This window comes from Paenarthrobacter sp. AB444 (genome assembly GCF_028736865.1).
Lineage (GTDB): Bacteria > Actinomycetota > Actinomycetes > Actinomycetales > Micrococcaceae > Arthrobacter > Arthrobacter nicotinovorans_B.
Window position 1 is genome coordinate 1 of the sequence record NZ_JAQZBY010000015.1, and the last position, 24009, is coordinate 24009.

The following is a 24009-nucleotide window of genomic DNA, read 5'->3' on the forward strand; positions in this document are numbered from 1 at the left end:
CAGAAAGGCCCCAACCACGACGGTTGGGGCCTTTCGACTTTAACAACCACACACACCATGCAATGAGGGCAGCCTCCGCCACCCCCGGCGCCTCCAGCCCCGGTAGAGTGGGTGGTCATGGAAAACCTCTTCAGCCACCCTGAACAAGAGCCCGAGGCGTCCCGCACCGGCGAGGACCTTGAGCCGCTCATCGTCAGTGTCGTCGTACCCACGACTGTCCCCCATGCCTTCCAGGGATTTACGGATCATCCCCATCTGTGGTGGCCGCTGGAAGAGGAGAGTGTTTATGGCGCGGGCTCCCACGTGGAGTTTGAGGAGAACCTCATCCTGGAGACGGCCGAGGACGGCCGTACATCAGTGTGGGGCACCATTGATGACTGGCAGCCGCCGTTGTCCTTCCATGCCAGCTGGTACCCCGCCGGCACGCCGTTGTGGTCCACCGAGATCCGGGTGGTCTTCAGTGCAGTGGAGGGCGGCACGGAAGTCCGCCTGATCCATGACGGCTGGGAGGGTGCAGAAGATCCTGCAGCTTCGAGGGCATCGTACGCCGAAGGCTGGCCCCGGGTCCTGGAGCGTTACGCAAGGTTCATGGGCGGAGCAGTTGCCTAGGGTTCGCAGGCTCAACGCAGCGGACTGGCAACTCCTGAAAAAGGTCCGTCTGGAGATGCTCGCGGATACCCCCATGGCCTACATCGAGAGCATTGACGCTGCACGGCGACAGACGGACAGCCAGTGGCAGGAGCGCGCCGTCGCCATGTCCGGTGACGCGAGCATCACCCTGGTGGCCGACGACGGTGAGGATGGCTCCAGGTTCTGTGCCCTCATGCGGGTAGCCGTGAAGCATCCCCAGGATCCGAGCCGGCCGCTGCAGGCAGTGCTTATCAGTGTGTACGTAGCGCCCGAATATCGTGGACTTGGATTGGCCGATGAACTCCTGCAGCAGGCGAGCGAGGCAGCGGCGAACGAGCTCAGCGCGCATTCCCTTGAACTGGGTGTCCACCAGGACAACCCGCGTGCCCAGGCTTTCTACCGCCGCCACGGTTTCGTGATGAACGGCGCCAGCCGCCCCTACCCGCAGGACACCACCAAGCTGGAACTCTTCATGGAGCGCCCGCTGCCATAGCGGCCCCGTGGGCGCGTTACCTGCGCCCTAAGTGACAACAGCTTTCGGCACGGCTGTGCTGTTCCGAATCACCAACGTGGTGGGGTGTTCAGCATCGGCAGGCTCGAGTACCAGGCCGTTGTTGATCGCTCCAAGGAGGGTTTGGACGGCCAAGGCCCCCTGGCCTTTGGCGTCCTGGTCGATCGTGGTCAGGCCCAGGACGGCTCCAAGGTCGTGTCCGTCGATGCCCATGACGGAGAGGTCCTCAGGAATGCGTAGTCCGAAATCGCGGGCTGCCAGGATGGTGCCGATAGCCATTTCATCGGAGGCCGCGAAGACGGCGGTGGGCCGGTCACGTGCACTCCCGAGCAGTTGCCGCGCCGCGGCGTACGCACCTTCGATGGTGAAGTCAGCCGTAACGATCCATTCGGGCCTGACCTTGCAGCCGGCGTCGTTCATTGCCTTTTCGAAGCCGCTGCGGCGGGTTCCGGGCAGCTGGAAGTCTTGGTCGTAGGCTTCGTTTCCCGTGATGTGCGCGATCTTGCTGTGCCCAAGCCCCAACAGATGGTTGGTGGCCTGCATTGCTATGCCAGCGTCATTGATTCGGATGGTAGAAGCTCCCGGAAGTGGACCGCCAATGCCCACGATGGGCCGGTGCATGGCGTGGAGTTGCCGGGTCTCGCTTTCGCTGAGTTCCAGGGACACGGCGATCACAGCGTCGACGCGTTTGCGCAGCAGGAAATCGCTGAAGACGCTGTGGCGGCGCGCAGGGTTTTCGCCGATGTTGTACAGGGTGAGGTCGTAGCCGGCTTCGAGGAGCGCTGCCGAAGCACCCTCGACCACCGCTGAATAGAACCAGCGGTGGACCGAGGGAACCACCAGGCCAACGTTGTGCGTACGGCCGGAGGCCAGGCTGGAGGCATGGTAGGACAACACAAAACCGAGCTCGGCAGCCGCGGCGCGTGCACGCTCCCGGCTGGCGGGGGAGACGTGCCCTTTGCCGCTCAAGGCCCGCGACACCGTGGCGACGGAAAGCCCTGCGTGCTCGGCTACGTCCTTGATGCCGGTCATGCTGCTCCTTGGTGGGAAATTAGCTGGCTGAAAGCCAGATTGTCTCCCCCGAGCCTAGTGGATGCGTGGCTTCGGCCGCGGAGCTGCGCAGGATGACCTCGCCCGCTGGCAACGGAAGGGATTCCGCCCCGACGTTCATGACAACCAGGGTGTTTCCATTCAGGTACGCGAGGGTGGATTCCGTGCAGTAGTCCTCCACCCAGGCGAGCGACCCTGCGCCCAGCCCAAGCCGCGCCCGTTCGGCAAGCAGCGCGCGGTACAGGTTAAGGTGCGACGCCGGATCGGACTCCTGCTGGTCCCTCGCCAACGTGGGCCAAGACTCGGGTTGTGGCAGCCAGGGATCCAGGCCGTGCCCAAATCCCGCGTGGGGTTCAGCAGAACGCCAAGGCAGCGGAACGCGGCAGCCGTCGCGCCCGATCCTGGCCCCACCGGTGCGGGCGAACGTGGGGTCCTGGCGCATGCTTGCCGGGATGCTCGTGGAGTCGGGAAGGCCAAGCTCCTCGCCTTGGTAGAGGTAGGCCCCGCCTGGCAGGCCGAGCATGAACGCGGTCGCCGCGGCAGCCCGCCGTCGTCCGAGTTCTTCGTTGGGTTGGACGTCGTCCGGGCCGATGCCGTCGCCATCACGGGGGCCCGGGCCGTCGTAGCCGAAGCGCGAGACGTGGCGGACGACGTCGTGGTTGGACAGGACCCAGGTGCTCGGGGCGCCCACTGCGTCCAGGGAGATCAGCGAGTCGGTGATGATGTGGCGCAGGCGGTTGAGGTCCAGGCCGGCGTGCAGGTAGGGGAAGTTGAAAGCCTGGTGCATTTCGTCAGGGCGGACCCATTGGGCCAGGCGGGGGAGCGGATCCACGTTGGCCTCGGCGCACAGGATGCGGTCCGGGCCGTACTCCTCCAGGATGGAACGCCAGCGACGGTAGATGTCGTGCAGGGCTGGCTGGCCAAACATGGGAGCGTCCTGCCCCGGGAAGCCTTCTGAACTGTTGCCGTCGGCCCGTCCGCCCCAGTTCGGCAGGCCGGGAGCCTTCACCAGTGCATGGGCTACGTCCACCCGGAAGCCGGAAATTCCACGGTCCAACCAGAAGCGGAGGACGCGTTCGAACTCGGCGCGGACCGCAGGGTTGTCCCAGTTGAAGTCCGGCTGCGAGGAATCGAAGAGGTGGAGGTACCACTGTCCTGCCTGGCCGTCAGGCTCGATGACCCGGGTCCAGGCCGGTCCGCCGAAGTGCGACTGCCAGTTGTTGGGTGGTTCGTTGCCGTCCGGTCCAAGTCCGTCCCGGAAAATGAAGACCTCCCGCTCGGGGCTGTGCGGTCCCGCTGCCAAAGCGGCCTGGAAATCGACGTGCTGGTCCGAGCAGTGGTTGGGGACGATGTCGGCAATCACCCGGAGATTGAGCCTGTTGGCTTCGGCAATCAGGGCATCAAAGTCTGTCAGCGTTCCGAACAGGGGATCGACGTCGCAGTAGTCGCTGACGTCGTACCCGGCGTCACGCTGAGGCGAGCGGTAGAACGGCGACAACCAGACGGCGTCGACTCCCAGGCCTGCCAGCTGCGCGAGCTCGGCGGTGATGCCCGCGAGGTCGCCGATGCCATCGCCACTGAGATCCCGGAAGGACCGCGGATAGATCTGGTAAATCACTGCGGAACGCCACCAACCGTGGGCCGTGGAGGCATCGTGGATGGGGGTGATTTGCGTAAACGCTGCAGGGGGCTCGACGGCGGAATCCTGGAGCAAGGAATCAACGGACATGGAGTCATCGTAGAAGAGGATCACCAAAATTGTAAACGCTTCCAGTGCTAAGGCTGCTGTTATTACAAGCCTTTAGCTATGCACACCGCATTGCGTGCAGCGTGACAGTCGGACTGGTGGAAACGTTTGCAGATGCGGCCCTGAAAGCATCCGCGATGCTCTGGCTAGACTGGCCTGACGACTGCGAAGACTGCCGGTTTGGCGTGTCCGCGTTGCTCATGTGGAGGGAATGTCTTGTCGGACGAAACGGCCATCGCCGGAACATCAGCAGAAAGCATCAGAAGCCGCACCATGGGTGAGGCAAACGCCGGGGCGCGCACTGAACGTGGGGCCTTCCTGGACGGGCTCGCCAGCGGCCTCGAGGCCAGGCAGGTAGCCCGGGACGAAGAAACCCTGACGGTCTACTCGGTCGATCAAGGGCCAATGGTGGAGCGGCACCTGCCGCTCGCCGTTGTGTGGGCCGAATCGGTGACGGACGTGCAGCACGTGGTTCGAAGCTGTGCCGCGCACCAGGTGCCGATCGTCGCCCGCGGGGCCGGAACCGGTGTGTCCGGAGGGGCCCACGCCACCGAAGGCTGCATCGTCCTGAGCCTGGAGCGGATGAACCGCATTCTGGACCTCAACCCCGATGACGAGACCGCCGTCGTCGAACCCGGCGTCATCAACGCCGACCTGAACGCCGCCGCCGCCGAATACGGCCTGATGTATGCGCCCGACCCGGCAAGTTACAAAATGTCCACCATTGGCGGCAACGTCGCCACCAACGCCGGAGGGCTCCGCTGCGCCAAATACGGGGTGACACGCGACTCGGTGTTGGCGCTCGACGTCGTCATGGCGGATGGGTCGCTCATGCATACCGGCCACCAGACCTTCAAGGGCGTGGCCGGCTACGACCTCACGGCGCTGCTGGTGGGCTCGGAAGGAACCCTCGGCATCGTGGTGGGGGTGACCGTCCGGCTGAAGTACCTGCCGCGGGAGGTCCACACCATCGCCGCGTTCTATCAGGACTTCCGGAGTGCCGCCGCGGGCGTCCTGGCGGTGGGGAAGGCGCGCGTGCAGCCAGCCATCATGGAATTGCTCGACAACGGAACACTGGTCCAGCTTGATGAACTCCACGGAGGGGATCTGCAAAAGCGTGGCAAGTCGTTGCTCCTGATCCAAGCCGACGGTTTCGGTGCGGCTGCAGAGGCCGACGTCGTCCGGCAGGTTCTCGCCGCAGGCGGCGCCACAGTGACCACGGAAGCCAGCGCCGAGGCCGAAATGCTGGTGGAACTGCGCCGCAACAGCCGCGGCGTGGAGGTGGACGATGAGTTCAGGGTGGGCGAGGACATCGCCGTGCCGCGGTCGCGCCTGGTGGACTTCGTAGCCTCGCTCGAGGCAATGGCCAAGCGCTTCGAGGTCAACCTCAAAGTGGTGGCCCACGCCGGCGACGGTAACCTGCACCCAACGTTCTGGATGGACCGGGTGGATCCCGCAACAGACGCCGATGCCTTGGTGCGACTCAATGCTGCCCTGGACGAATCGATCCGTGTGGGCCTGGAGATGGGTGGCACCATCACCGGTGAGCATGGGGTAGGGCAGTACAAGCTGCGGTGGCTCGGGCTGGAGCAGCCTGAACCGGTGCGGGAGCTGCAGCGCAGGATCAAAGAGCTGTTTGATCCTCAGGGAATCCTGAATCCGGGGAAGGCCATCTAGCGAGTCCGAAGGGGCGGGCGTGTGGCGGGGTTCCCGCAACGCACTAATTGGTATCCCAAGCCTGTCACCACGTAACGCTGGCTGACGTCATGCCGCTTGTGGACGCGGATTTACATCCAAGCGATCAACCCATAGTCTTATTTGGTATACCAAAGAGGCTATGAGGAGATCGACGTGTCAGAACAGCGCCGGGCGGTGCCCCAACCTTCGGGACGTCGCTCCCATGTCTCTACGGCTTTGGTGTTGCTCGCCTTGGTGCTGGTGTCCGTCAATCTCCGTCCCGCCATCACCACCGTCGCAGGCGTCATGGCGCAGGTACCCGGGGTGTTCGGCCTGGATCCGGCTCTGCTGCCCCTGCTGGGCACCCTGCCTGTGTTTGCTTTCGGCGTGTCCGGGCCGATCGGACCGTGGTTGGCCCGACGCCTCGGGACCGGCCGGGCCGTCGCCGTCGCGCTGATGGTATTGGCGGCAGCATTGATTGTCCGCTCGACCGTACCTGCACTCCTGCTGCCCGGGACCTTCCTGGCTGGTATGTCCATCATGACCGCCAGTGTGCTGGTGCCCCAGATCGTCAAGGCCAACAGGGGGACTGGCTGGTGGACGGGTCTGTGCACCATGGGATTCGGTCTCGGCGCGGCGCTCGGTGCGGGCCTGGTCCAACCCCTGGAACTGGCCTTCGGCGGTAATCTTCCCTCGGCACTGGCGGTATGGGCGGTACCGGCCCTCATCGGTGCGTTCCTGATCCACCGCTCTGGAGGGCGTCCGACGGCGGCAGTCGCCTCGCCCGCCTCCGTCACCACGGCGGTCGGTGCCACCGCGGTCGGCGCCAAGGCGGACGGCGCGCCAGGAGCGCCGTCAGACGTTAGCACTCCGCTCAGAAGGCAACGCACCGCATGGGCCGTGACGGCCTTCTTTGGCCTCCAGGCCATGCTGTACTTCGCCATCACATCCTGGCTGGCTGTCTACCTGGTGTCCCGCGGGCTTGGCCCTGCCGATGCCGCTGCGCTCCTTGCCTGGTTCAGCCTCGCCGGACTCCCGGCCAGCCTCCTGGCTCCCGTCCTGGCCAGCCGGCCTGCGATCCTTCGGATCCTGGCGCCGGGGCTGGGACTCTCGGTGGCTGCGGCACTGCTCGGTGTTCTGGCGGCGCCTGCGGAGCTCCAGTTCCTGGCAGTGGGGATCCTGGGGGTTGTGCAAAGTGCCGGGTTCGGACTCGGCATGGCGTTGATGGTGATTCGATCGGCCGGACCGGAGTCGGCCGGGAAACTGTCCGCCATGAGCCAAGGGTTTGGCTTCGCGCTGGCCTCGTTGGGTCCGTTGCTGGCGGGGCTGCTGCACGAGATCACCGGAGGCTGGGAGGTAACCTTCTGCGTGCTGGCCGCGGAAGCGGTGGTGCTCGCCGTCGCCGGCTTCTTCGCCATCCGCGGGCCATTGGTGAGCGTCGGTCCCGGGACTGTCAGAGGGCAATCCAGCGGCGTATCCTCGCGGTATGAGCAACTCATCATCGACGAACCAGCCAAGTAGCCCGGCCACGGAAATCCTTGAAACCAACGAATGCTGGGAGCTGCTCCGCGGCGTTTCTGTGGGCCGGCTGGCCGTGGTGGTGGACCACCACCCGGACATTTTTCCCGTGAACTACAAGGTGGACCACGGCACCATGGTGTTCCGGACAGGAGAAGGCACCAAGCTGCACGCGGCACTCAGCGATACCCCTGTCGCCATCGAGGCCGACGGCGTGAATCCTGAAACCGAAGTGGCCTGGAGCGTAGTCGTCAAGGGACAAGCCACCGCTGTGAGCCTGACGCAGGAAGTGCTGGATACCATCGGCCTCCTGCTTTTCCCTTGGGAGGCGGGCCAGAAGGACCAGTTCATCAGGATCATTCCCTCTTCCGTGACCGGACGCCGGTTCACGGTGACGCCGCCGGATACGTGGTGGACCCCGATGGATGGAGCACCCACGGCGCGGAGCGAGTAGGCCGGGCAGCAAAGAACCCGCCCTTACGCGGAGTCCTCACCGTACGACGGCCAGAGCTCCGTGCAAGAGCGGGTTCGGCAACAGCTAAGCGAGGTCCAGCTGGTCCGCCACAACGCGACCGGCATGAATGACCGTGCGGTCCTTGCCCCGGTCCATCACCGTGGAGGCCACGGTTTCGCCGTCCACCAGGAGCAGCTCCGCGGGATCGCCGACCTCGACGCCGGGCCGGTGGGCGGTGTCCTTCAGCCTGGTCGCGCCGGGGTCCAGAATGCTGGCACCACCGATGGTGGCGATCGCCAGGCAGTGCTCAATCAGCTCGTCCTTCCGGAAACCGTGCGTGAAGGCCAGCTGCCAGGTCCGGTCCAGCATGTCGGTATTGCCGTAGGGGGACCAGTAGTCGCGCTGACCGTCCTCGCCCAGGCCAAGGCGGACCCCGGCCTCGGTCAGCAGAGGTATGGGCAGCTGACCGGCGGCAGCGGGAGCAACCGAAGCCAGGGAGACGTCAAGCTCCGCGAAGGCATCAATCAACCTCCGGGTAGTGGCCTCATTGACGCTGCCCAGTTGGTAGGCGTGGGACATGGTCACCTTGCCCTGCATACCCAAAGCACGGGTCCGCTCCAGTACCAGATCGGTGCTGAAGACACCCAGCTCGCCCGGTTCGTGGAGGTGGATATCGATGGGAACCTGGTATTTCTCCGCCAGGCCGAACACGATGTCCAGATGCCTGGCCGGATCCCGGTCCAGACTGCAAGGATCAATTCCGCCCATCACATTGGCCCCGGCTTTGAGGGCTTCTTCCATGAGTTCCACGGTGCCCTCCTCCAGCAACAGGCCAGCCTGCGGGAAGGCAATGATCTCCACGGACGCCTGCGCCGCGAACTTCTCCTTGGCGGCAGCAACGGCGTCGAAACGCTCCAGACGGCAGTCCACGTCGACCTGGGCGTAAGAACGGACCCGGGTGGTGCCCCGCGCGATCATCCGGCCTAGGGTGTCGTTCACACGGTCCTGCAAGGGCACCTCGGCGTTGCGCCAGTTCTGCCGGTCGTTCATCATCATGGTCCACACACCCGGCCCGCCGGTGTGTTCACGGAACGGCAAGCCGATCCGGGTGGAATCCAGATGGACGTGCACGTCGGAGAAGGATGGCAGCAGCAAGCGCCCGCGGCCTTCCACGACGGTCACGTCGCCTGGAATGGCGCGTGACGGGTCATGCGGTTCGACGGCGGTGATCTTGCCGCCCGATTCGGAGTCGCCCGCTTCGCCTGCGGCGAGGGTGACGTCGCTGAGGGCCTGCCCCCAGGGGCGGACGGCGCGGATCAGGGTTTTCAATGCTTGCTCCTTCGGTAGTGAATCCATTGACTGCCGGTTATTGCGCGGCGGTCAAGACTTTTGCGGCACTGTCCACGTGGTGGCAGGCCGGCGCGGCCGGTGTGGCGGGCGCCGGAATCGAGTCGATGCAGCGCCTGCGTTGCTCCTCCGGGAGTGTGCCGATCAGCGGGCAACGGGTCCGGAAGACGCAGCCGCTGGGCGGATTGGCGGGCGACGGAAGATCTCCCCGGAGCCGCACTTTCACCTGTTCACGGGCAGCACGCGGATCGGGCAGCGGGACAGCGGAAAGGAGGGCCTTGGTATACGGATGCAAGGGGTTGCTGAACAAAGCATCCCGGGGCCCTTGTTCCACGATCTTGCCCAGATACATGACGGCAACTTCGTGGGAGATGTGCCGGACCACAGAGAGATCGTGGGCGATGAAGATGTAGGAAACCCCGGTGTCCCGCTGGATTTGCTGGAGCAGGTTCACTACCTGCGCCTGGACTGAAACGTCCAAGGCGGACACAGGTTCGTCGCACACGATCACCGACGGGTTCAGTGATATGGCCCGGGCGATGCCCACCCGCTGCCGCTGCCCGCCGGAAAATTCATGGGGGAAGCGGTTGTAGTGCTCCGGCTTCAGTCCCACCTGGTCCAGGAGTTCCTTGACCCTGTTCTTCAGTCCACCGGGTGGGTTGATCTTCTGCGCCACCATGGGAGCCGCGATGGCGGTCCCCACGGATTGTCGCGGGTTCAGGGACGCGAAAGGGTCCTGGAAGATCATCTGGACCTTGCGCCGGAAGTTGTACAGGTCCCGGCCGCGCAGCTGGCTGATGTCCTCGCCGTCCACCAGGATTCGTCCGCCGGTCGGATCCAGTAGCCGGGCCACCATGCGTCCGGTGGTGGACTTGCCGCATCCGGACTCACCGACCAGCCCCAAAGTCTGGCCTCGAGCGAGACTGAACGATACGCCGTCGACCGCTTTGACCGAACGTTTGGCGGCGCCCGGAAGGAGGCCGCCCTTCAGCGGAAAATGTTTCTGCAGGTTCTCTACCTGGAGAATTGCTTGCTGTTCCATGGCAGTCCTAACGGGAATTCCGGATGGTGATGATCTGCGGGCCGCTCAGGTGGCAGCGCTTGCCGTGCCCATCTTCGACGCGGAGTCCGGGCCGTTGGCTGGCGCAGATGCCGTCGCCGGCGAGATCGGCGTATTGGCACCGTGCGCTGAAAATGCAGCCCTTGGGCAGGTCAAGGAGCGACGGCGGCTGGCCGGGGATGGGGGTCAGCTGGCTTGCGTCGCCGGTGAGCGTCGGCATTGAGTTGAGCAGGCCCAAGGTGTACGGGTGCTGGGTGTCGTAGAAGACTTCGTCCACCGTCCCGGACTCGACGCACTGGCCGCCGTACATGACCAGAACGTTGTCGCAGACCTCGGCCACGACGCCGAGGTCGTGCGTGATGAGGATGAGCGCCGAGTTGGTCTCCTCCTGGAGCTCTGACATGAGATCCAGGATCTGGGCCTGGACCGTTACATCCAAGGCTGTGGTGGGCTCATCCGCGATCAGGAGTTCGGGCTCGCAAATCAACGCCATCGCGATCATGGCGCGCTGCCGCATGCCCCCCGAGAAATGGTGCGGGTATTCGTCGAAGCGCTGCTCCGGGCTGGGAATTCCCACCCGTCCCAGCATGTCGACGGCGGCAGCCCGGGCCTGCTTCTTGCTCGCCTTGTTATGGACCAGGTACGCCTCCGCGATCTGGTGCCCCACCGTGTAGAAGGGGTGGAGGGCCGAGAGGGGATCCTGGAAGATCATGCCGATGTTGCGGCCGCGGAGTTGGCGCATGGCCGACTCGGGGAGGGCAACAAGGTCCTTGCCCTGGAACATTGCCTGGCCGCTGACCTTTGCCGAGGTGCCTTTCAACAGGCCCATCAGCGCCTGGCTGGTTACGGACTTTCCGGAGCCCGATTCACCCACGATGCCAAGGGTCTGGCCGCGATCCAGCGTGAAGTCCATGCCGTTCACTGCGGAGACAACGCCGTCGTCCGTAGGGAACTTCACGGTCAGGTCGCGGACCTCAAGGAAAGACGCGGTAGCTGTGGCGCTCGCCGTTGTTGTTGCTGTGTGGAGCTGGGTCATTGGAGCCTCACTCTGGGATCGATGGCGGCATAGGCGAGGTCCACGGCAACGTTGGCGACGATGACGAAGAACGCGGCCAGCATGGTGATGGCCATGGTGACAGGGAGGTCGCCGGAGATGGCGGCGTGCACTGCCGTGAAACCCAGGCCAGGGACGGAGAAGATCTGCTCCGTGAGGACAGCGCCGCCGAGCAAGAGGCCAATGTCCATGCCCAGCATCGTCACTACCGGGGTGATGCCGGCCCGGACGCCGTGCTTGAACGTGACGGTCCGGGGTGCGAGGCCTTTCGCGCGTGCTGTGCGGATGAAGTCCTCACCGAACGTCTCAATCATGTTGGTGCGCGTCACCCGGATGTAGGAGGCGCTGAAGAGCACTGCCAAGGCGATCCAGGGTAGCAGGTAGTTGGCCACCCAGGCTCCCGGACCCTGTGGACCGAACGGGCTGTTGATCTCGTTGGTGGTGAAGGGCAGCAGATGGAGTTGGTTGACGAACAAGAGCAGCAGGAAGAGGCCTGTGACGGGGATAGGCAGCGAGACGCCCACAGAGGCGGCCCCGACAATGAACTTGTCCACCGGGGTTCCCTTGCGCAACGCAGCGAGGAGGCCGAGCCCCACGCCCGTGATGGTCCAGAGCACCAACGCGCCGATGGCCATGGAGAAGGTGTAGGGCAGTGATCGGCCGATGATGTCAGCGACGTTCTCGTTGGTTTGGAAGGACTTGCCCAGGCAAGGCCATTCGCAGAGGGTCTGTGCCCCCGGGGCTCCGATCATCCTCGAGGAGAAGAGCCCCCGGATGTAGTCGAAGTACTGGATGAAAAACGGTTGGTCCATGCCCAAGGCAACACGGGCCTCGGAGACGCGCTCGGGTGTGCACTCCTGGCCGCAGGCAGCCGCTGCGGGGTCGGACGGTCCCAGCTGGAACAAGGTGAAGGTGATGAAACTTACTGCGAAAAGGAGCAGGACCAAAGATCCGGCCCGGCGAAGAATGAACGTCATCATGGTGGTGGTTGCGGGCCGCCCGCTACTGCAGGCGGCCCGCTTCTCCTTCTGGACTAATGGTTCGAAAGCGCAGTTAGTGCTCGACGCCGACGATCGAGAGGTCGATGCCACCGAAGAAGTAGCCCACCTGGGCGTTGCGGACATTGGAGCCCACCACGCTGTTGGTGTGGGTGCGGATGAGCGGCACAATCGGGTAGGTCTTCAACGCTGTACCAAAGGCTTCCGACCACTTCTTGCCCAGTTCCTCGGAGGAGCCGTCCGTGTTGCGCAGCTCGAACATCGTCTTGGAAACTTCGGGATCGAAGTAGCGGGACGTGTTGGAGAAGCCATAACTGGTGCCGTCATTGTTCGGTCCCAGCAACGGATCCGCGGAGGTACGGACGGAAGCGGGATCGGCCCCTCCACACCAACCGGAGCGGCCCATGTCCGGGAGCTGCTCGCTGGCAAGGACCGAGTAGTAGTTCGGGGCGGGAATCGGCACGAGCTCAACGTCGATTCCCAGGGCCTTCAGGTTCTGCTGGACCACGGTGCCGGTGTTCTTGAAGGCGTCGCGGTTGTTGGCGTAGCCGTACGTAAGGGTTTTGGGGTATTCCTTTCCTTCAAGCAGCTTCTTGGCCTCTTCGAGTTTGGGCTTGCCGGCCGGGTCAAGTTCCAGCGGCGTCTCCACGTAGCCGCGCATCTTGTCGTTCAGCGGGCTCTGGGTCAGTTCGCCAAAGCGTCGTCCGCCGTACTGCACCAGAATGGATTGGCGGTCCAGGGCCAGGGCGATTGCCTTACGGACATCCGGGTCCTTGATCTTTTCCGTGTTCAGGCTCAGGACATCGTTGCAGCCAAGCAGCCCGGATGCCACACGGTCCTTGACCTTGGCGTCAGCGAGTTTCGCGGAGTCCGAGGTCTGCAGGGCGCCGTTGGAATCAAGCGTGATGGCGTTTGGATCCGAGTCCGCCAGCAGCCGCTGGCTGATGGTGGCCTGGGACGTGGAGAGGGAGAAGCTGAACGTGTCCGGAAGCGCCGAACGGTTGGGGTCCGTGGACGGGTCCCAGTGCGGGTTGCGGACCAGCTTCAACGACTTGCCCCGGTTGTAGGACTCCACCATGTACGGACCGGACGATACCGGGTGGTTGGTGTAGTCCAGCTTGGTGTCCTTGGCCTTGGGGACCGGCGCGGTGTTGGACCGGGAAGCCAGCGCCGGGAATTCGGCGAACGGCTTCTTCAGGTGGAAGACCACGGTGCGCTCGTCCGGTGTTTCAACCGCCTTGAGCACAGCGGAAGGATCCTTGTAAGGCCCCTTGTACCCGCCGGCGTCGAGCGCTGCATTCAACTCCTGCGGCGCCTGGGTGAAAACATCCTGCGCGAAGGTGCGCTCCACGCCGTACTTGATGTCGGCCGAAGTAATGGGCGTGCCGTCCTCGAACTTCACGCCTTCCTTGAGGGTGAAGGTCCAGCTCAGGCCGTCGTCGGAAGCCTTGCCGGTGTCCGTAGCGAGGTCCGGCACCACCGTCGGCGGTTGCCCCGCCGTTTCCTTGGCCATGGTGAGTGTCCGGTAGAAGAGCTGTCCGACGTTGGCGGTCTGAACGTAGTTGCTGTTTCCGGGATCCAAGGTCTGGAAGTCCGAGGACATCAGGACGTTGATGTTGCCGCCCTTGCCGGTGAAGCCGGACTTGACCACAACGGGCGCCAGCTCGGTGACGGATTCGGCAGGCTTGGAACTGCCAGGCTGGTTTTGGCCTGCCGCGCAGCCGGTAGCGGCCACGGCAATCAGCACGGAAAGCGCCAGTGCTCTCGTGGGGGTTTTCATAATGCTCCTAGGGATGTGAGTGAAACGGAGGTTTGTTAGTGGCGTGAGGCCTTGGGATCGAGTGCATCCCGGACGGCATCGCCGAGGAGGTTGAACGCCAGAACGGTGACGATGAGCATGACGCCCGGGACGGCAAGGAACCATGGGTCGCTGAGGTACCAGTTGCCGGATTGGGCGGCGTTGAGCATCTGGCCCCACGACGGTGTGGGGTCCTTGACGCCGACGCCCAGGAAGGACAGGGCTGCTTCAGCGGAGATGTTGGTGGGGATCAGCATGGTGGCGTAGACCAGGACGACACCCATGACGTTGGGGATGATCTGTTTGAACAGGACGCTCAGATGCGACGCACCGAAGGACCGCGCGGCTTCGACGAACTCGCGCTCGCGGAGGCTCAACACCTGGCCGCGGACGATCCTGGCGAGGTAGGCCCAGCCAAAGAAGCCCAGAATGATCACCAGCGAAGCCATGGGGAGGAAGCTGCCTTCGCCCAGCGGGGTGTCCCGGAGGCGTGACTGCAGGATGGGCGTGAGGGAGAGCACCAACAGAAGGTGCGGGAAGGCCAGGAAGAGGTCCATGATCCGACTGATGATGGCGTCGGTCTTGCCGCCAAAGTAGCCGGCGGCGGCGCCGAGGACCGTTCCAAGGACCACGGAGACCGCAGTGGACAGCAAAGCGATTGTCAGGGAAACCTGGCCGCCGTACGCGAGCCTGGCGAAGAGGTCCCGGCCCAGGCCGGGCTCCACGCCCAACCAGTGCTGGGCCGAGGGGTACATGTAACCGGGGAGGGGCAGCCCGGGAGTCTGGAAATCGTCGAGTACCTCCGGGCTGGTGTTTGAGGTGAAGGGATCGTTCCCGGACATTGCGCTGAGCACGGGGGCCAGGACCGCGAACAGCATGATCGCCACGACGACGCACAAGCTGGTGAGGGCGATCTTGCTGCGCCTGATCCTCATCCACGCGGTGGCGAGCAGGGATCGTGCTTCGGCGGTGGCGGCAGTGCCCGCCGGCGTCGTCGCCAGCGTCGTTGCTGGTGGAAGCGGCGGGCTACCGGTGTTGGGTTCGACGGACTGTATTTGGGTCAACGGTTCTGCTCGTTTCGTGATCTGGAGCGGGCTCCGGAGTTCTTGTATACCAAAATAGACTAGAGCAGGATTCATGCGATGTAAATCACAAATAATGTACTGTTTGGAATACCAGAGAGTAAGACGAGCCGTCCTTCCCGGGACGGGAACCAGGAGGCACCGTGCCCGTCAAAGTCACCGCCCGCTATGTACTGGGCCATCACAACGGGCGCCATGTCCTGTTGGAAAACGCCTGTGTGGTCTACAGCGGCCACACCATCGACTACGTGGGCCATGACTATGCCGGGCCGGTGGATGAGGATCGTAACCTGGGCGATGCCCTGCTGATGCCGGGATTGATCGACCTCGATGCCCTCACGGACATCGACCACCTCATCCTGGACAGCTGGGCCGGTCCGGAGCAGGCCAAAGGCCATCAGTGGTCGGAGGACTACTTCCGGAACCGCCGCGACAACGTCTTTACCGCCGAAGAACGCCAGCAGATCCGCGAATACGCCTTGATACAGCTGGTCCTGCACGGCATCACCACCTACATGCCCATTGCCTCCGAAGTGCACTCCGAATGGGCCGAGCCCGTCGAGGAACTGGTGGGCATGGCGGAGACCAGCCGGCGCCTGGGGCTGCGCGGATACCTCGGCCCCGCCTATCGCTCTGGCGTGAACGTGGTGCTGTCCGACGGTGAACGCTCAGTGATGTTCGACGACGACCGCGGCCGTGAAGGCCTGGCCGGTGCCTTGCGCTTCATTGACTACACCAACGAACTCAACGATCCCCTGGTCAGTGGAGTACTGCTTCCTTGCAGGATAGAGACCTTGGACTTCCAGCTGCTCAAGGAGACTGCAGTTGCCTCCACCGAACGGGATGTCCTGGTGCGCCTTCACTCACTCCAAGGCCTGGTTGAACGTCAGCTCATCATGGACTGGCACGGCATGACGCCCCTGGAACTCCTGGATCAGGTTGGCCTGCTCAACGAGCGCCTCCTGATACCGCATGCCACCTACACTGACAGAAATCCCTCGGTCCACGGCGAAGACCGTGGAGACCTCGCCCGGCTGGCCGACAGCGGCGCCAGCATCATCCACTGCCCCCTGACCTCCATGCGCTACGGCAGCACACTGGATTCCTTCAACGCCTACAAGGAAGCGGGAATCAACATCTCCCTGGGTACGGACTCCTTCCCGCCCGATCTCATTCGCGGCATCGATGCCGGAGTTCAGCTCGCCAAAATCCTCGCCGGAACCAACGACGCCGGTGACGTCGCCGGGTACTTCGACGCCGCAACCCTGGGCGGTGCGCAGGCGCTAAGGCGCCCTGACCTTGGCCGGCTCGAACCGGGTGCCCAGGCAGACCTGGTGGCGTTCTCCCTAAGCGACATTCGCGACGGCGTCCACGAGGACCCGCTGCGAACCCTCCTTCTCAATGGAACAGCCCGCCAGGCCGTGCTGTCAGTAGTAGCCGGAAGGACCATCATGGCCGACGGTGCCATCGACGGTGTGGACCTGGAATTCTGGCGGGCCAGGGGGCAGGAACTTTTCGACACGATGCGCCGGGCCTACAGCGACCGTGACACCCGGAACCGGTCCGCCGACGAGCTGTTTCCTCCCGTGTATGCTCGGTTGGAACGCTGACCGGCGCCGACCGGTGAGGGGAGCGTACGCAGGATTGAAGGGAAGTTCCACAGTGGCTGAGGCGACGCCGGAAACCGGGAATGGCCGCGATGACGAGGCCCGCGCGGAGAACGTGTACCAACTGGTGCTCGAAGGCATCGTTACGGGCAAATACGCCCAAGGTGCCCGCTTGCGCGAACGTGAACTTTCCGAGATCTACAACGTCTCCCGCATCCCGGTCCGGGAGGCCATCCAACGGCTGGAGCAGGACGGCTTCGTGGCCACCTTCCCGCGGCGCGGTGCCGTGGTGCGCCAGCTGACGCTCACCGATGTCAACGAACTCTTCGACGTCCGGCTCTGCCTGGAGACGTTCGCAGCCCGCATGGCGGCAACCCGCGTGGCCGAAGGTGGCGACGGTGGTCGGCTCGAGGAACTCATGGAGGCCTCCCGTGCGGCCATCGACGACGACCGCACTGACGACGTCGCCTTGATCAGCGCCGAGCTGCACGCCGAAATCGTGCGCCTCTCCGGGAACAGCCTCCTGATCGAGTCGGTGAAGCCGTTGTTCGGGCGCATGCGCTGGATCTTCGGCCTCACCCACAACCGCAGCCACGAACTCCAGCGCGACGAACACACCGAGCTGTGCAACGCGATCCTCAAAGGCAAGCCCGACCTGGCCTACTCCCTGGCGTACTCGCACATTGAACTGGGCCGCGAACCTGTCCTCGCCGGGCTCGCGGAAACCCTGGAACCCTGACTAGTCGTCGGCGTCGGGGTAGGCGTCTTCTTCCTCGTCGTCGTACCGGCCGGATTCCTCTACCTCGACCTCAAGGATCTTGAGCAGCTCCGTGTCCGGGTTCAGCATGATGGCTGCCTCGTCGCGGCGGTGCTGCAGCACGGTGTCCAGGTACGACTGCACAGTTTCAGCCAGGGGCACGTAGCGGTCCTGCTTCTGGCTCATGTACCAGCGGTGCTCCAGGACTTCGTGCACCACCTCAGCGGGCTCCAGCTTTCCAGCGAGGTGCCGGGGGATGGAACGCACGATGGGTTCGAAGATCTGGCTGACCCAGATGTGGGCACTGATTTCCTCGTCCAGGTCCGGGTTGTTGTCAGCCCGGAACTGGTCCATGTCGTTCAGGAGCCTGCGTGCCTGGTTCTCCTGGGCATCCAAGCCGGTAAGGCGCAGCAACCGCCGCTGGTGATGGCCGGCGTCGACGACTTTTGGCTGAAGCTGGATGGTGGAGCCGTCCGCCGTGGTCTTGATGGCGTATTCCTCGACGTCGAAGCCGAGCTCGTTGAGGCGACGGATGCGGGCACCCACACGCCAGCGCTCGCCCAGTTCGAACGATTCCTTCTCAGTGAGCTCCGTCCAGAGCCGGCGGTAGCTGCCCATGATCAGCTCACTGGTGGCCACTGGATCCACCTTCTCCTCGATGAGCCCGCCATCGAGGAGGTCCATCAGCTCACCGGCGATGTTCACGCGGGCGATCTCGAGATCATATTCCCGCTGGCCCATGGACAGGTCCGGGTAGAGCTCGCCTGTTTCCGCATCCACCAGATACGCCGCAAACGCGCCCGCATCACGGCGGAACAGCGTGTTGGACAGGGAAACGTCGCCCCAATAGAAGCCAATCAGGTGCAGCCGGACCAGCAGCAGCGCCTGAGCGTCGATCAGACGGGTCAGAGTGTCCTTGCGGAGCATCTGCGAAAACAAGGCGCGGTACGGCATGGAGAACTTCAAGTGCCGGGTCACGAGCACGGGGTTGAGCGGCTTGCCGTCGGCTGTGGTGCGGCCGGTGATGACGGCCACGGGCTCCACGCACGGGACGTCCAGACGGGCGAGTTTGCGCAGCATGTGGTACTCGTGGCGCGCCACGTGCTCGGACGTTTCCTTGATGGCGATCACCGAGCCGCCCAAGTGGGCGAAACGGACAATGTGCCGGGAGATACCGCGGGGGAGCGCCGCCAGATACTCAGCTGGCCAATCTTCCAGGGCGATGTGCCACGGCAGGTCCAGGAGCTCAGGGTCGGCGGCTGCGGCCGTAATGTTCAGCGAACCAATGACACTGGCCGGAGGTGCAGAATCCTGTGCACTTGCGGCCTCGGTCCGGGGGAGCTTGCCGATCTGCCCGTAGTCGGTGGGTTCGTCGTGCCACTGGGCTTCGTTTTGCTCGCTCATGCCTCAATTGTTCCGTATTCGGGGGATACCGGCGCACCTGGCGCCGGGAAGGGATCTGCCGGCTTCGCCGACCATTCGACGTCGGGGGCCTCCTGGAAGACGACCCCCTGCTTGGCGAGGCGCTCACCGAAGGCGCCCAGCCGACGTCGGAAGTCGCCGGCGTTGCGGACCTCCTGTTCGGACCAGCCAACTTCCGCAAGGGAAATGGCCCGGGGGTACAGGAGCCACTGTGCCTGTTGGTTGTTCCGCACAGTTTCGGTCCAGAGTGGTCCTTCTATACCCAGGATTTGTTCGTCGTGCAGGCCGCCCTGGGCTGGATCCCAGTTGTAGTACTCGGCCCAGGTGAAGGGCCCGCCCTCAACCCATTCGAGGCCGATGGGGCTTTCCGGCGAGTACTTCTGGTCCAGGTACGTGTTGGCCGCGGGGGACATGATCACAGTGGGTGCGGCAGCGGAGGCTTTCCGGACGGTGGCGTCCAGATCGCCGAACCAGTACTGGATCACCGAACCCTCTGGAAGGTCGACGGCGGCGTACTCGTTCCAGCCGACCACCGCCTTGCCGGTTTCGGCGCCGATCCGAACGAACTCCTGGACCATGGTGATGTAGTCATCGTGCCCGGTGACGTGGGCTTCGTCGCCGCCTATGTGCACATAAGGGCCGGTCGTGATCGCGGCAAGCTGGCCAAGGACTTCACGGACGAATTCGTAGGTCACCGGCAGGTCCGCACTCAACGTTGACCATCCCACCTCCGAAGTGGTGCTCATGGGCTTGGCCTGGCCGTCCGGGTTGAGCTGGGGGATGGCCGCGAGGGCCGCGTTGACGTGGCCTGGAAGGTCGATCTCGGGTATCACTACCACGTTCTTGGAGGCGGCGTAGGCCTGGAGGTCCTTGAAATCTTCTTGTGTGTAGAAGCCGGAGTTGCCGCGGGGCGGGTGCGCCGTTGGCACCTCGACGGCACCCTGTCCGCCGATCGCCGTCAGCTGCCGGTAGTCCAGGCCGGAAGGGCTCTCCGCCGGCTGGTGGATCTCGATCCGCCAGCCCTGGTCATCGGTCAAGTGCAGGTGGAGGGCATTGAACTTGAACTGGGTCATGACATCGATCTGCTCCTTCACCTCCTCCACTGTTAGGAAGTTCCGGGCTACGTCCAGCATGAGCCCGCGGTACCCAAAGCGCGGGGCGTCCAAAATTTCGACGGCGGGAACCACCCAGGTGCCGGCGTCGCCGTCTCCGGCGCTTTCCTCGATGGCGGCAGGGAACAGCTGCCGCAGCGTCTGTACTCCATGAAAGAGGCCCGCAGGGGTGGAGGCTGTAAGCCGGACACCGTCATCGGCGACGGTCAGCGCATAGGCCTCGGGGCCGCCGTCGGGCGATTCATCCAACTCCAGGGTTATGTCCCCGGGGCGGGAAGCTTCGACGATGGGCAGTTCGTGGCCCGTGCCGGAGCGGAGCAAGGTGGCCAGCTGTTCGGCGGCCTGCGTGGCGGAGCCGCTGGCTACGATCCTTGCGCCGGCTGCGAGAGTGAAGGCCGGGCCGTCCTGGGGCGCAACGTGGGAGGGGCGGGGAATCAGGTTGTCTGTGGTGTTCATGCCGTTCTTTCCGGGAAGAAGGTTAACGTGATAACGGCCCGACCGGAAGGGTCGGGCCGCCATCACACTGCGGAACGTACAGACGCGATCAGTCGCCCAGGCGCAGGCCCGTCTTGGTGTCGAACAGGTGCACGTGGCCGGACTGCGGACGGACGAAGATGGACTCACCCTTCATCGGAGGGCGACGGCCGTCTACGCGTGCAACGATGTCGTGGCTCTTGCCATCAAGGATGGTGTGGCCGTAGACGTAAGCGTCGGCGCCGAGCTCTTCGACGACGTCGACCTCAACCTGGAGGCCTTCGCCATGCGGAGCGGTCTCGAGGTCCTCGGGGCGGGAACCGACGGTAACGGTCTGGCCGTGTGCCTCTTCGAGGACGTCGCGCGGCACGGGGTAAACCGTTCCACCGAACTGGACGCCGCCGTCGACAACCGGCAGTTCCAGCAGGTTCATGGCCGGGGAGCCGATGAAGCCTGCGACGAAAACGTTCTGCGGGCGGTCGTAGAGGTTGCGCGGGGTGTCAACCTGCTGGAGCAGGCCGTCCTTGAGGACTGCTACGCGGTCACCCATGGTCATGGCCTCGACCTGGTCGTGCGTCACGTAAACCGTGGTGACGCCGAGGCGGCGGGTCAAGGATGCGATCTGCGTACGGGTCTGGACACGGAGCTTGGCGTCAAGGTTGGACAGCGGCTCATCCATGAGGAAGACCTGCGGGTTACGGACGATTGCGCGGCCCATGGCAACACGCTGGCGCTGACCACCGGAGAGTGCCTTCGGCTTGCGGTCCAGGTACTGCTCGAGGTCAAGGAGCTTGGCGGCTTCGCGGACACGCTCTGCGCGCTCTTCCTTGGAGACGCCGGCGATCTTCAGTGCGAAGCCCATGTTGTCCGCAACGGTCATGTGCGGGTACAGAGCGTAGTTCTGGAAGACCATTGCAATGTCGCGGTCCTTCGGGGGAACGTCCGTGACGTCGCGGTCACCGATCAGGATGCGGCCGGCGTTCACGTCCTCAAGACCTGCGAGCATGCGCAGGGAGGTGGACTTACCGCAACCGGAGGGTCCAACGAGGACCAGGAATTCGCCATCGGCGATGTCGATGTTGAGCTTATCGACGGCGGGCTTATCTGTGCCCGGGTACAGACGCGTAGCGTTATCAAAAGTAACTGTAGCCACAGTTATCAATCCCTTCACCGGCAGGTACGTGCCGGACGATCCGTTGTGAATGGTTCATTTTCTTCAGTTGAACTCCCGGGCCAGGGGCCGGGGAGGATCCATAACGCCGCACGGTTACTGTGCGTCACGTCACAAGCAAGAGTATGTCAGACTTTTTGAGTAACCGCCTAAATGTTACGAACATCACACGTTGACTTGATCATGTTCTAGGATTCAGCCGTCACGCGGCGACGCTCCTTGAGTAACGCTTCCAGCAACTCCGCAACATGGACCGGAGCTTCCACCCGGTACTGCGCCTGGGTGAAATCGAGGCCTACCTTGATGCCGACATCGTCCCCCATGAGACGGCCCAAGGCGTCTTCGTCCGTGACGTCGTCACCGGCGAACAGGATGGCCGTGGCGCCAGTCGCCTGGCGGAGGAACTCCACAGCCTCCCCTTTGGAAGCATGGACCACGGAGGTTTCCAGCACGCGTTTGCCCGTCTTCAGATAGACGCCCGGGTGCTCGCTGAGGACCCTGGTGGCAGCTTCGACGGCGTCCTCGGCAACGTCGTCGTCAGCCATCCGGGTGTGGAGGACCACCCCGGCGGGCTTGTCTTCGAGCACAGTGCCGGGGGCGATATTCACGATCTCGGCAAGGACCTCACGGACGGCGGCCAGCTTCTGCCGCTGGTCATCATCGAGTTCCAGTCCGAGGGATCCTTCGCCCAGCCACACCTCGGCCCCGTGACTGCCGATCAGCAGCGTGCTTTTCGGGGGAGAAGCGACCAGCCGCAAACTGTCCAGGGCGCGTCCCGAGATGAGTGCCGTCGTCGTGCGTGGCAGTTCGGCGAGGCTCTCCAAGGCCGCCGCCGACCGTGGTAACGGCCGTGCGTCCTCGGCCCGGTCAACGATCGGTGACAGTGTTCCGTCGAAGTCCAATGCCACCAGCAGGTGCTCAGTGGAGGAGATGCGCCGCACCGCGTCCAGCAACTCCGGGGACAAGGTCAGATGCTCAGCTGTCATCCCGAACCACCTTCTCTTCGAGGGCAGCCAGGAAAGCAGCCGACCAGTAGTCGACGTCGTGGTCCAGGATTTGCTTGCGCATCAGCTTCATGCGCCGGCGTGCTTCCTTCGGCGGCAGGTTCACGGCCCGCAGGATCGCGGATTTGAGGCCGTCGATATCGTGCGGGTTGATCAGGAACGCCTGCTTGAGCTGGTCGGCGGCACCGGCGAACTCGCTGAGGACAAGCGCACCGTCGTCATCCGAGCGTGCCGTGACGTATTCCTTGGCCACCAGGTTCATGCCGTCGCGCAATGCCGTCACCAGCATTACGTCTGCGGCGAGGTAGAGCGCCACCATTTCCTCCACCGGGTAGCTGTGGTGCAGGTAGCGGACTGCCGTGTTTTGGATGGTGTCGTAGGTGCCGTTGATGTGACCCACGGTGCCTTCGATTTCCTCGCGGAGGAGCCGGTACTGCTCCACGCGCTCACGGCTGGGGCTTGCGACCTGGATGAGGGTGGCGTCTTCGACCTTGATCTGGCCGTCCGCCAGGAGTTCCTCGAAAGCCTTCAGCCGGTGGCCGATTCCCTTGGTGTAGTCCAGGCGGTCCACGCCCAAAAGGATGGTTTTGGGATCGCCGAGGTCCTTGCGGATCTGCTTGGCGCGCTCAATGATGTCCGGGCGGCCTGCCAGCTCCCGGATCTGGTCCACGTCGATGGAGATCGGGAAAGCCTGCGCCCTGGCGATATGCGTGACTTCGCCGTCCGGGCCCTTCACGTGGACCTGCTGCTGCTTGACGCTGGCACCCAGGAACCGGCGTGCCGAGCGCATGAAGTTGCCGGCATCGCTGGGCCGCTGGAATCCCAGGAGGTCGGCGCCGAGCAAGCCGTCGATGATGTCACGGCGCCACGGGAGCTGCGCGAAGATCTCCGGGGGAGGGAACGGGATGTGGTTGAAGAAGCCGATCTTGAGGTCCGGCCGGGCTTCACGGAGGAGGCGGGGAACCAGCTGGAGCTGGTAGTCCTGGACCCAGACCGTGGCGCCGTCGGCAGCGTGGCGGATGACGGCGTCGGCGAACTTCTTGTTCACGGCCCGGTAGGAATCCCACCACGTACGGTGGAACTCCGGCGGAGCGATCACGTCGTGGTACAGCGGCCAGATGGTGGCGTTGGAGAAGCCTTCGTAATACAGCTCAACTTCATGGCTGCTCAGCTGTACCGGGACCAGGTCCATGCCTTCATGGCTGAACGGGCGCACGGTCTCATCCGGGGCGCCATGCCAACCCACCCACGCGCCGTCGGACTTCGTCATCATTGGCGCCAAAGCCGTGACCAAACCGCCGGGCGAACGGCGCCAGCCGCCTCCGCCGTCGTCTCCGTCGTCATTGCAACGGTCCACCGGCAGTCTGTTGGAGACCACCATGAACTCGAACTTGCTCGCCGTGGGCTTCTTGGTCGGAGACGACCGGGTGCCCTGCTCGGTTGTGAGTTTTTCGCTTGCCGGTTCCTGCATTAATGCTCCCTGGGGTTGCTGTGACTCAACTCCCAGCCTACTAGCGGAATCTTCCCCGGCGGTTG

The 24009-nt window shown here is 64.1% G+C and carries 20 protein-coding genes; 7 read left to right on the forward strand and 13 right to left on the reverse strand.

Features of this window, described 5'->3' with window-relative positions:
- Nucleotides 1–117: 117 nt before the first annotated feature.
- Nucleotides 118–609 carry an SRPBCC domain-containing protein gene (locus PQ627_RS16700; protein ID WP_274262590.1) on the forward strand — a complete coding sequence of 164 codons (492 nt, stop codon included), beginning with the start codon at nucleotides 118–120 and terminating at the stop codon, nucleotides 607–609.
- Nucleotides 602–1123: a GNAT family N-acetyltransferase gene (locus PQ627_RS16705; RefSeq protein WP_274262591.1), complete on the forward strand. Its 522-nt coding sequence runs from the start codon at nucleotides 602–604 to the stop codon at nucleotides 1121–1123. The genes PQ627_RS16700 and PQ627_RS16705 overlap by 8 nt, the downstream gene beginning before the upstream one ends.
- A 27-nt stretch (nucleotides 1124–1150) precedes the next feature.
- Here PQ627_RS16705 and PQ627_RS16710 read toward each other — a convergent pair whose 3' ends face one another.
- Together PQ627_RS16710 and PQ627_RS16715 are read right to left on the reverse strand one after the other, a co-directional pair.
- Complete coding sequence (locus tag PQ627_RS16710) at nucleotides 1151–2173, reverse strand: LacI family DNA-binding transcriptional regulator (RefSeq protein ID WP_274262592.1); 1023 nt, start codon at nucleotides 2171–2173, stop codon at nucleotides 1151–1153.
- A 19-nt stretch (nucleotides 2174–2192) separates the two neighbouring features.
- Nucleotides 2193–3920: a glycoside hydrolase family 13 protein gene (locus PQ627_RS16715; protein ID WP_274262593.1), complete on the reverse strand. Its 1728-nt coding sequence runs from the start codon at nucleotides 3918–3920 to the stop codon at nucleotides 2193–2195.
- Between the two features lie 234 nt (nucleotides 3921–4154).
- Here PQ627_RS16715 and PQ627_RS16720 point away from each other — a divergent pair, with 234 nt between their 5' ends.
- From PQ627_RS16720 to PQ627_RS16730, 3 genes are all read left to right on the forward strand, one after another.
- The gene (locus PQ627_RS16720; RefSeq protein ID WP_274262594.1) at nucleotides 4155–5615 is read left to right on the forward strand and encodes an FAD-binding oxidoreductase; all 1461 of its coding nucleotides are present in this window, start codon (nucleotides 4155–4157) and stop codon (nucleotides 5613–5615) included.
- 174 nt (nucleotides 5616–5789) lie between these two features.
- Nucleotides 5790–7136, forward strand: coding sequence for an MFS transporter (locus PQ627_RS16725; protein ID WP_274262595.1), 1347 nt, complete (start codon nucleotides 5790–5792; stop codon nucleotides 7134–7136).
- Nucleotides 7102–7587, forward strand: a complete 486-nt coding sequence (locus PQ627_RS16730) for a pyridoxamine 5'-phosphate oxidase family protein (RefSeq protein ID WP_274262596.1) — start codon at nucleotides 7102–7104, stop codon at nucleotides 7585–7587. The genes PQ627_RS16725 and PQ627_RS16730 overlap by 35 nt, the downstream gene beginning before the upstream one ends.
- 84 nt (nucleotides 7588–7671) lie before the next feature.
- Here the strand turns inward: PQ627_RS16730 and PQ627_RS16735 are convergent, their stop codons facing one another.
- The 6 genes from PQ627_RS16735 to PQ627_RS16760 form a co-directional block, all read right to left on the reverse strand.
- Entirely contained in the window at nucleotides 7672–8916 is a 1245-nt protein-coding gene (locus PQ627_RS16735) for an amidohydrolase family protein (RefSeq protein WP_274262597.1), read from the reverse strand.
- 37 nt (nucleotides 8917–8953) lie between these two features.
- The gene (locus PQ627_RS16740; RefSeq protein WP_274262598.1) at nucleotides 8954–9976 is read right to left on the reverse strand and encodes an ABC transporter ATP-binding protein; all 1023 of its coding nucleotides are present in this window, start codon (nucleotides 9974–9976) and stop codon (nucleotides 8954–8956) included.
- Between the two features lie 7 nt (nucleotides 9977–9983).
- Entirely contained in the window at nucleotides 9984–11030 is a 1047-nt protein-coding gene (locus PQ627_RS16745) for an ABC transporter ATP-binding protein (RefSeq protein ID WP_274262599.1), read from the reverse strand.
- Nucleotides 11027–12025, reverse strand: a complete 999-nt coding sequence (locus PQ627_RS16750; protein ID WP_274262600.1) for an ABC transporter permease — start codon at nucleotides 12023–12025, stop codon at nucleotides 11027–11029. Before PQ627_RS16750 ends, PQ627_RS16745 begins: the two co-directional genes overlap by 4 nt.
- Nucleotides 12026–12101: 76 nt before the next feature.
- A complete protein-coding gene (locus PQ627_RS16755; protein ID WP_274262601.1) occupies nucleotides 12102–13826 on the reverse strand; it encodes an ABC transporter substrate-binding protein in 1725 nt (574 codons plus the stop codon).
- 35 nt (nucleotides 13827–13861) lie between these two features.
- Nucleotides 13862–14908, reverse strand: a complete 1047-nt coding sequence (locus PQ627_RS16760) for an ABC transporter permease (protein WP_274262602.1) — start codon at nucleotides 14906–14908, stop codon at nucleotides 13862–13864.
- Between the two features lie 161 nt (nucleotides 14909–15069).
- Here PQ627_RS16760 and PQ627_RS16765 point away from each other — a divergent pair, with 161 nt between their 5' ends.
- Together PQ627_RS16765 and PQ627_RS16770 are read left to right on the forward strand one after the other, a co-directional pair.
- The gene (locus PQ627_RS16765) at nucleotides 15070–16536 is read left to right on the forward strand and encodes a chlorohydrolase family protein (protein ID WP_274262603.1); all 1467 of its coding nucleotides are present in this window, start codon (nucleotides 15070–15072) and stop codon (nucleotides 16534–16536) included.
- A 52-nt stretch (nucleotides 16537–16588) separates the two neighbouring features.
- A complete protein-coding gene (locus PQ627_RS16770; protein ID WP_260842513.1) occupies nucleotides 16589–17272 on the forward strand; it encodes a GntR family transcriptional regulator in 684 nt (227 codons plus the stop codon).
- Here the strand turns inward: PQ627_RS16770 and PQ627_RS16775 are convergent, their stop codons facing one another.
- The 5 genes from PQ627_RS16775 to PQ627_RS16795 all read right to left on the reverse strand — a co-directional run bounded on the left by PQ627_RS16775 (nucleotide 17273) and on the right by PQ627_RS16795 (nucleotide 23944).
- Nucleotides 17273–18694 carry a DUF4032 domain-containing protein gene (locus PQ627_RS16775; RefSeq protein WP_274262604.1) on the reverse strand — a complete coding sequence of 474 codons (1422 nt, stop codon included), beginning with the start codon at nucleotides 18692–18694 and terminating at the stop codon, nucleotides 17273–17275. It abuts the gene before it with no gap.
- Nucleotides 18691–20280 carry a beta-N-acetylhexosaminidase gene (locus PQ627_RS16780; RefSeq protein ID WP_274262605.1) on the reverse strand — a complete coding sequence of 530 codons (1590 nt, stop codon included), beginning with the start codon at nucleotides 20278–20280 and terminating at the stop codon, nucleotides 18691–18693. Before PQ627_RS16780 ends, PQ627_RS16775 begins: the two co-directional genes overlap by 4 nt.
- Before the next feature lie 88 nt (nucleotides 20281–20368).
- Nucleotides 20369–21451 carry an ABC transporter ATP-binding protein gene (locus PQ627_RS16785; RefSeq protein ID WP_274262606.1) on the reverse strand — a complete coding sequence of 361 codons (1083 nt, stop codon included), beginning with the start codon at nucleotides 21449–21451 and terminating at the stop codon, nucleotides 20369–20371.
- A 206-nt stretch (nucleotides 21452–21657) separates the two neighbouring features.
- Nucleotides 21658–22455 carry a trehalose-phosphatase gene (otsB, locus tag PQ627_RS16790; RefSeq protein WP_274262607.1) on the reverse strand — a complete coding sequence of 266 codons (798 nt, stop codon included), beginning with the start codon at nucleotides 22453–22455 and terminating at the stop codon, nucleotides 21658–21660.
- Complete coding sequence (locus tag PQ627_RS16795) at nucleotides 22445–23944, reverse strand: alpha,alpha-trehalose-phosphate synthase (UDP-forming) (protein ID WP_144662835.1); 1500 nt, start codon at nucleotides 23942–23944, stop codon at nucleotides 22445–22447. Before PQ627_RS16795 ends, otsB begins: the two co-directional genes overlap by 11 nt.
- Nucleotides 23945–24009: the final 65 nt, after the last annotated feature.

Bases quoted from the DNA above. Each gene is read 5' to 3' on its own strand.
- PQ627_RS16745 (WP_274262599.1), bottom strand. From the start codon at position 11,030: ATGACCCAGCTCCACACAGCAACAACAACGGCGAGCGCCACAGCTACC.
- PQ627_RS16775 (WP_274262604.1), bottom strand. From the start codon at position 18,694: ATGAGCGAGCAAAACGAAGCCCAGTGGCACGACGAACCCACCGACTAC.
- otsB (WP_274262607.1), bottom strand. From the start codon at position 22,455: ATGACAGCTGAGCATCTGACCTTGTCCCCGGAGTTGCTGGACGCGGTG.
- PQ627_RS16700 (WP_274262590.1), top strand. From the start codon at position 118: ATGGAAAACCTCTTCAGCCACCCTGAACAAGAGCCCGAGGCGTCCCGC.
- PQ627_RS16740 (WP_274262598.1), bottom strand. From the start codon at position 9,976: ATGGAACAGCAAGCAATTCTCCAGGTAGAGAACCTGCAGAAACATTTT.
- PQ627_RS16730 (WP_274262596.1), top strand. From the start codon at position 7,102: ATGAGCAACTCATCATCGACGAACCAGCCAAGTAGCCCGGCCACGGAA.
- PQ627_RS16750 (WP_274262600.1), bottom strand. From the start codon at position 12,025: ATGACGTTCATTCTTCGCCGGGCCGGATCTTTGGTCCTGCTCCTTTTC.
- PQ627_RS16795 (WP_144662835.1), bottom strand. From the start codon at position 23,944: ATGCAGGAACCGGCAAGCGAAAAACTCACAACCGAGCAGGGCACCCGG.
- PQ627_RS16715 (WP_274262593.1), bottom strand. From the start codon at position 3,920: ATGTCCGTTGATTCCTTGCTCCAGGATTCCGCCGTCGAGCCCCCTGCA.
- PQ627_RS16755 (WP_274262601.1), bottom strand. From the start codon at position 13,826: ATGAAAACCCCCACGAGAGCACTGGCGCTTTCCGTGCTGATTGCCGTG.
- PQ627_RS16710 (WP_274262592.1), bottom strand. From the start codon at position 2,173: ATGACCGGCATCAAGGACGTAGCCGAGCACGCAGGGCTTTCCGTCGCC.
- PQ627_RS16780 (WP_274262605.1), bottom strand. From the start codon at position 20,280: ATGAACACCACAGACAACCTGATTCCCCGCCCCTCCCACGTTGCGCCC.